6 protein-coding genes are annotated in these 7,010 nt (G+C 27.9%); 4 read left to right on the forward strand and 2 right to left on the reverse strand.

Features of this window, described 5'->3' with window-relative positions:
- Window positions 1–472: 472 nt before the first annotated feature.
- The 4 genes from KQ44_RS02235 to aroA all read left to right on the forward strand — a co-directional run bounded on the left by KQ44_RS02235 (window position 473) and on the right by aroA (window position 4,991).
- Complete coding sequence (locus tag KQ44_RS02235) at window positions 473–1,660, forward strand: PLP-dependent aminotransferase family protein (protein ID WP_096736053.1); 1,188 nt, start codon at window positions 473–475, stop codon at window positions 1,658–1,660.
- 320 nt (window positions 1,661–1,980) lie between these two features.
- Window positions 1,981–2,589, forward strand: coding sequence for a ferritin family protein (locus KQ44_RS02240; protein ID WP_096736054.1), 609 nt, complete (start codon window positions 1,981–1,983; stop codon window positions 2,587–2,589).
- 155 nt (window positions 2,590–2,744) lie between these two features.
- Window positions 2,745–3,704, forward strand: a complete 960-nt coding sequence (gene ftsY, locus KQ44_RS02245) for a signal recognition particle-docking protein FtsY (protein WP_096736055.1) — start codon at window positions 2,745–2,747, stop codon at window positions 3,702–3,704.
- A 24-nt stretch (window positions 3,705–3,728) separates the two neighbouring features.
- Window positions 3,729–4,991, forward strand: a complete 1,263-nt coding sequence (aroA, locus tag KQ44_RS02250) for a 3-phosphoshikimate 1-carboxyvinyltransferase (protein WP_096736056.1) — start codon at window positions 3,729–3,731, stop codon at window positions 4,989–4,991.
- Here the strand turns inward: aroA and KQ44_RS02255 are convergent.
- Together KQ44_RS02255 and KQ44_RS02260 are read right to left on the reverse strand one after the other, a co-directional pair.
- A complete protein-coding gene (locus KQ44_RS02255) occupies window positions 4,986–5,969 on the reverse strand; it encodes an ABC transporter substrate-binding protein (RefSeq protein ID WP_096736057.1) in 984 nt (327 codons plus the stop codon). The genes aroA and KQ44_RS02255 overlap by 6 nt on opposite strands.
- A gap of 199 nt (window positions 5,970–6,168) precedes the next feature.
- The gene (locus tag KQ44_RS02260) at window positions 6,169–6,891 is read right to left on the reverse strand and encodes a polyprenol monophosphomannose synthase (RefSeq protein ID WP_096736058.1); all 723 of its coding nucleotides are present in this window, start codon (window positions 6,889–6,891) and stop codon (window positions 6,169–6,171) included.
- Window positions 6,892–7,010 lie beyond the last annotated feature (119 nt).

A 7,010-nucleotide genomic window follows, 5' to 3' on the forward strand; every position in this document is an offset into this window, starting at 1 on the left:
ACTTAAAGTACAGTGAGCAGAGCAAAATGTATTTAGTATATCTTTTTGAGTCAATTTGCATATTTTCTAAAGCCGTAAAATATGTTATTTTTACTAAGTACTTAAGACTTGTTTCAAAACTAAATTAGTTAATATTTATATTTTTTTAATTATAGTTGGCGATTTGCTGTGAAGCACATAGTCATGCTAAACCACAGTTTTTTATTGGTATAAAGGAACTAAATAACTGCATTTATAAAGCTTAAGCATATGATTTATACAATGTGCAAAATATTTATTATTTTATAGTAATTTATATTATTTAATTTGCATAAAATAACAAACTCATAAAATTGTTTATTTTATGAGTTTTGAAACAAGTTGATTAATCATCAAATAATTTCTTTTTTTTGATAAAAAATTTTAAAGTAATATAGCGTTATTGTTAATAGTAGTGTATAATATTTAACAAATTTTTTAAATGGATAGGATTATGAAATTAAGATTATCAAAAAGAGCATTACAAGAAGATTTTCAGGGTAATTTTGTTAAGATGATTTTAGAAGTAGCTGCAAAAGGTGATTTGATATCATTTGCAGGAGGATTGCCTAATCCTGCTTCTTTTCCAGTAGAGGAAATAAAAGCAGCAGCTATTAAAGTATTAGAAACTAAAGGCAGTTATTCTTTGCAGTACAATAGTGCTCAAGGATACGAACCTTTAAGAGAGTTTATTGCCAATAGGTACAGAAAACAAGGTGTTAATGTAGAAGCAAAAGATATTCTCATTACAAATGGCTCACAGCAGGCTTTAGATGTCATTTCTTCATGCTTAGTAGATCCAGATGATACTGTTTTGGTAGAAGATCCGTCATATTTAGCAGCTTTGCAGTCATTTCATTTATATAATCCTAATATTAAAACTATTGATTTGAATGAAGATGGAGCAGATGTAGAACAATTTAGAGAATCTATGAATAAGTATGACCATAAATTCTTTTATGCAGTTCCTAACTTCCAAAACCCAACAGGAATAACTTATACAAATGCTGTAAGGGAAAAAATAGCTGAAATAATGAAAGGTAAAGATACATTCTTTATAGAAGATAATCCTTACGGGGAATTAAGATTTAAAGGTGAGCATCAAAAATCTCTTTATACATATTTGGGAGAACAGGCTATACTTTTAGGTACTTTCTCAAAAACAGTTTCACCAGGTTTGAGAATAGGCTGGATAGTTTGCGGAATTAAAGAGCTTATGCAAAAAATGACAGAGTATAAACAGCTTATAGATATGCACACAAGTACATTTGTTCAGGTAGTTGTTACTCAGTATTTTGAAGACAATGATTATGATGCACATATCAAAAAAATTATAGATATGTATGGAAGACAATGCGGATATATGCTTGAAGCTATGGATAAGCATTTGCCAGATGATATGCATTGGACTCATCCAGAAGGCGGTATGTTTGTATGGGCTACACTTCCTAAAGGAATTGATGCAGTTGAGTTTTATAAGAAAGCTGCTGAGGCTGGAGTTGCAGTTGTTCCAGGCGAGCCTTTCTATGAGGCTAAAAGAGGATTAGGTACTTTAAGACTTAATTATACTAACTCTAAACCAGAAGATATAGATAAAGGTATGGCTATACTAGCAAAAGTTATTAAAGATATGCGTAAATAATATTTTTATAATAATAATGATATAAGGGGCTTTATAAGGCCCCTTTATTATTGCATAGTTATTAATTTTATATTTATAATTATGTAAATTTTTGATAACATCATACAGGTATGAAGTATATAAAAAATGTAATATATATCTAACATATGTTTTAATTATTTTACAATATTTTAACGTATTCATTATTAAATAAAAAAATATAATATAATAAAAAATATTAGTTTTTTATTTAACCTTTTTTTGAAATAAACTGTTTATATCGTATATGATTGCCTCTCATATATAAAAATCTAAACACTATATTAAAAAAGGAAAAAAGTATGATTAAAAAAATTAGTTTATTTTTATTATTATCATTTATTTTCGCTAGTTTTGTATATGGACAAACAGCTAAATCTACACTAGATGGTTTATCACAATCATATAATGGTGAGATGAACGCTTCTGCTTCTTATGCTGAATATGCTAAAGTAGCAAAAAATAAAAGTGTGGCAGCTATGTTTAGAGCAGCTTCTGCAGCTGAAGCTATACATGCTAAACTTTTAAATGATATCGCTATTTCTTCTAAATTATCATCATCTCCTTTAAAAGCTACAATTAATGCTGTGAAAACTTCTTCTGATGTTGATAATTTAAAAAGCGGTATAGCTGGCGAAACTTATGAATATACAAAAATGTATCCTGCATTCAGTAAAGTAGCTTCTGCTGAAAAAAATAAAAATGTTGCTGATTTAATGAATAGAACAGGTGCTGTAGAAAAAACTCATGCTAGTTTATATACTAAAACTATGCAGGATTTAAATGCTAATAAAACTTTACCAGAAGGATATTATTTATGTCCAGTTTGCGGATATATAGAAGCAGGAAGTGCTCCTAGCAAATGTCCTTTATGTAATGCTACAGCTAGTTCTTTTCAAGTTTTTAATTAATTAAAAATATATAAATATTTATTAAAAGAGGCAAAAGAAGCATTGATAGTAATTTTTATTATCGATGCTTTTTTTATATTATATAATAAATTACAACTTGAAAAAATATTAATAGCCTATATAATATTTTTAATATTTTTTAATTGGAGAAATAAATGTCATATATGAATATTATAATAATAGCATGTGCTATTATAGTTGTACTTATCATACTTTTAATTTTGATGAAAAAATCTAAGAGTAAACCTAAAGTATCTTTAACTAGTGCTAAAAGCAAATTTTCTTTATCATCAATTTTTAATACCTCATCTATTAACGATGAGTTTTTTGCTAGTTTGGAAAATATATTGATAACGGCCGATGCAGGAGTAGAGACCACAAAAGATATTATTTCAAAATTAAGAGAGGCTATAGAAAAAGAAAATATAAAGGATCCTATAGAAGCAAAAAAATATTTAAGAGAAATTTTAATATCAAAGTTTATATCCAAAAAAATAGAATTAAAAGATAAAAATATACTTTTTATAGTTGGAGTAAATGGTGTTGGAAAAACTACATCAATAGCAAAATTAGCCAATATACTAAAGAAAGATCATAAAGTAATACTAGCAGCAGCGGATACATTCAGAGCAGCAGCAATAGAACAGTTAGAAGAGTTGGCTAATAGGCTTTCTGTTACGATAGTAAAAGGGCAGCAGGCAGGAGATCCTGCAAGTGTATTATTTTCAGCATTGGATAAAGCAAAAGCTACAGATGCTGATATTGTAATAGTTGATACGGCTGGAAGATTTCATAATCAAGAAAATTTGGTTAGACAGCTTGAAAAAATGAAAAAGATAGCTACTGAAAGATTCAGCGAGTTTAATTTTATACCTATATTGGTATTGGATGCTAATGTAGGACATAACGGAATAGAACAGGCTAAGGTTTTTACAAATGCTTTAAATATACAGGGTGCTATAGTTTCAAAATTAGACAGTACTGCTAAAGGCGGAGTTGCAATAAGTATAGCTCATTATTTATCTCTTCCTATATATTATGGAGGCTTTGGGGAGAAGGTTGATGACTTTAAAGAATTTGATGCTGAAAGTTTTGTAGATTCTATATTGCAGTAAAAATTATATTTAGGAGTTATTGTTATGCCTTTAACTATTAAACCTTCAGAAATTTTTGGTTCTGTTTATATTCAAATGAGTAAAAGTGATGCACATAGAGCTTTAATAGCTTCTGCTTTATCTAAAAGTCCTAATATTATAAAGCCTTGGATTGATAATGTAAGTATCGATATAGAAGTTACTAAAGATGCCGTTTCTAATTTTGCAGATTTAGAACTTATTGATGACGGTCTTAAAGTTGTTCCTAAAAAAGAATATAAAAAAGAATTAACTATAGATGTAAAAGAATCAGGTACTAGTTTGAGGCTATTAATTCCTATTGTATCCGCACTTGGACTTAATTGTACTTTTATAGGTTCTAAAAAGTTATTTTCAAGACCTATGGAAGTATATAAAAATATATGGAAAGAACAGGGACTGGAGTTTTCTCTTAATGAGGATTCTCTTAAAGTGTCTGGAGAGTTAAAAAGCGGTGAGTTTAAAGTTGCTGGTAATGTTAGCAGTCAATTTGTAAGCGGACTTTTATTTGCTTTGCCTTTATTGGAAGGAGATTCAAAGATTATAATAGAAGGGGAGCTTGAATCAGCACCTTATGTTATGATGACATTAAAGACGCTTAAACATGCTAATATAGAAACTTTGAGAAAAGGAAACGATGTAATAGAAGTATACGGCAATCAGGAATATTCTCTTATTGATTATGAAGTTGAATCTGATTGGTCGCATGCTGCTTTTTTTGCTGCTGCAGGAGCTTTAGGAGGAGAGGTTACTTTATATGGACTTAATAAATATTCTATACAGGGTGATAAAGAAATACTCAATATACTTAAGTTTATGGGAGTACCTATAATTTATAATGATGATAATTCTATAACTATAAAGAAAGCAAATAGACTTAATGCTATGGATATAGATATTGCAAATATACCAGATTTAGCTCCTATAATAACATCTCTTGCTTCTACAGCAAAAGGAAAAACAAAATTATATAATGCTTCAAGATTAAGATACAAAGAAAGCGACAGAATAAATGATCTTAAAGACAGCTTTAGTAAGATAGGGGCAAAAATAGAAGTTACAGAAAATGAGATTTTTATAGAGGGGATAGAAAAATTGAAAGGTGGGAAAACAACTTCTCATAATGATCATAGAATAGCTATGTCTCTTGCAGTTGCTTCTATAGTTTCAGATAATCCTATCACGATAGATGATGCCCAGTCCATTAATAAATCATCTTTTAACTTTATAGAGCAATTTAGAAGTATTGGTGTTAATATGGTATTATAAAGTATTTAATATACTTTTTAATAGTTCCAATTGTATATAATTTGTTACTGCTACATCTTTATCAATTATTTCTGAATCTAAAAATACTTTCTGCTGAGTTTCATACCATTTTAATATGTCCCCTGATTCGCAGGCATTACTTATATCTGATGAAGAAAACCATATTCCAGTATCTATTTCTTGTTTTATAGCATCTATACTATTTCCATTAAGTTTTGATACAAACTCTACAGCCTCATCTATATGATCTTTTCTATAATCCATTGCTTTTAATATTGCTCTTGAAAATTTAGATACTGTTTCTCTATGATTATTTATATATTCCAATGTAGAGACAAAACTGCTTGTTAATATGATTTTATCAGAATAATTAGTAATATCAGCAATCATTTTATAATTACTTCCGCTTATATGTGTTGTATAAGGCTCCCAAGTAGATATAACATCAGCTTCTTTATTTATAAGAGTATTTTCTAAATTTGTGATATTAACATTTAATAAATTAATATCTTTTTTTGTAAGTCCAGCATTTTCTAAAGCTACAAGCAGCATAGCTTCTCCAGATGTACCAAAATGGGTAGCTACGGTTTTTCCTTTTAAATCTGAGATTGTATTTATATTGTTGGATCTAGCTGTTATTATTTTCTCACCCTTACTTATTCCATTTGGTATTAAAATTTGTGCTTTTCCATCTATTATTAGATTATGAGCTGCATGTCCAATGTAAGCAAAGTCAATCTCTTCTGATATCATAGACAAAATAGCAGCATGTCCGTTAAAAAATTCATATAATTCAGCATCTAAATTTTCTTCTTCAAAAAAACCTTTTTCTTTAGCTACAGCAACAGCAGAAGCTCCAGCAAATTCATATAAATATCCTATTCTTATTTTTGTTTTTTGAACTTTATATTCTTCTTCTTTACTAGAGCATGATATAATGCTAATCATTATAAAAAGAATATAAATTATTTTTTTCATAAAATTGTCCTTATTATAAATTGTTTAATATATTTTGAAATTTTTAATTATATATAATATATAGTTTTTAATATATACTGATTTTCTTTAGTATTGTAATTTGCAGAATATAAAGTAAAACCTGATATATACCCAACATTTATTTTTGTAACTTTACTAAAAGATAATATTATAATTAATAGGTATACTATTTTTTTCATTATACATTGAAATATTTCTTTTTATTTCTGAATCTCAAACGCACAACCCTAAATAATGCTTCAGCTATAATATTTTTAGACATTTTAGATTGCCCGCTTCTTCTTTCATAAAATATAATAGGCTCTTCTTTTACTTTGTATCCGTTGCTTTCAAAAGAATAGTTCATCTCTATTTGAAAAGAATACCCTGCAGAAAGAATATTATCAAAATTCATTTTCTTTAATACTGAAGCTCTAAAACATTTGAATCCGCCTGTTATGTCCATAATCTTTGAACCTAATATAAATGATGCATATCTATTTCCATAGTATGATAAAAAAAGTCTTCTTAAAGGCCAATTAACAACACTTATTCCATTGCAATATCTTGATCCTATAACTAAATCAAGTTTTTCTTCTTCCATTCTTTCTATAAATTTAATTACAAAATTAGGATCATGAGAAAAATCAGCATCCATTTCTATTATATAGTCTGGATTATATTGAAATGAATGCTTGAATCCAGCAATATATGCAGGTCCTAATCCTTCTTTTTTTTCTCTTTTTAATAGATGGACTCTCTCATTATTTAAATATTTCTCTACAATACTTGCAGTTCCATCAGGACTATTATCATCTACTACTAAAATCTCTATGTATTTAGGTAGATTTAATACTGTGTTTATCATCTTTTCTATATTGTCTTTTTCATTGTATGTGGGAAGTACTATAATTGCTTTCATTTATTGTCTGTTATCCTTCTGTTTCTATTTTGTATTGTTTCTATTTTTTTATTTTGTTTGCATTTCTTTTTATATGATTATCTATATTAAACATTATATAGTGTACATATCTTAAATTT

Origin of the sequence: Brachyspira sp. G79, assembly GCF_002379365.1 — a bacterium.
Lineage (GTDB): Bacteria > Spirochaetota > Brachyspiria > Brachyspirales > Brachyspiraceae > Brachyspira.

Coding starts and splice junctions, on each gene's coding strand:
- KQ44_RS02235 (WP_096736053.1), top strand. CDS start 473: ATGAAATTAAGATTATCAAAAAGAGCATTACAAGAAGATTTTCAGGGT.
- KQ44_RS02240 (WP_096736054.1), top strand. CDS start 1,981: ATGATTAAAAAAATTAGTTTATTTTTATTATTATCATTTATTTTCGCT.
- ftsY (WP_096736055.1), top strand. CDS start 2,745: ATGTCATATATGAATATTATAATAATAGCATGTGCTATTATAGTTGTA.
- aroA (WP_096736056.1), top strand. CDS start 3,729: ATGCCTTTAACTATTAAACCTTCAGAAATTTTTGGTTCTGTTTATATT.
- KQ44_RS02255 (WP_096736057.1), bottom strand. CDS start 5,969: ATGAAAAAAATAATTTATATTCTTTTTATAATGATTAGCATTATATCA.
- KQ44_RS02260 (WP_096736058.1), bottom strand. CDS start 6,891: ATGAAAGCAATTATAGTACTTCCCACATACAATGAAAAAGACAATATA.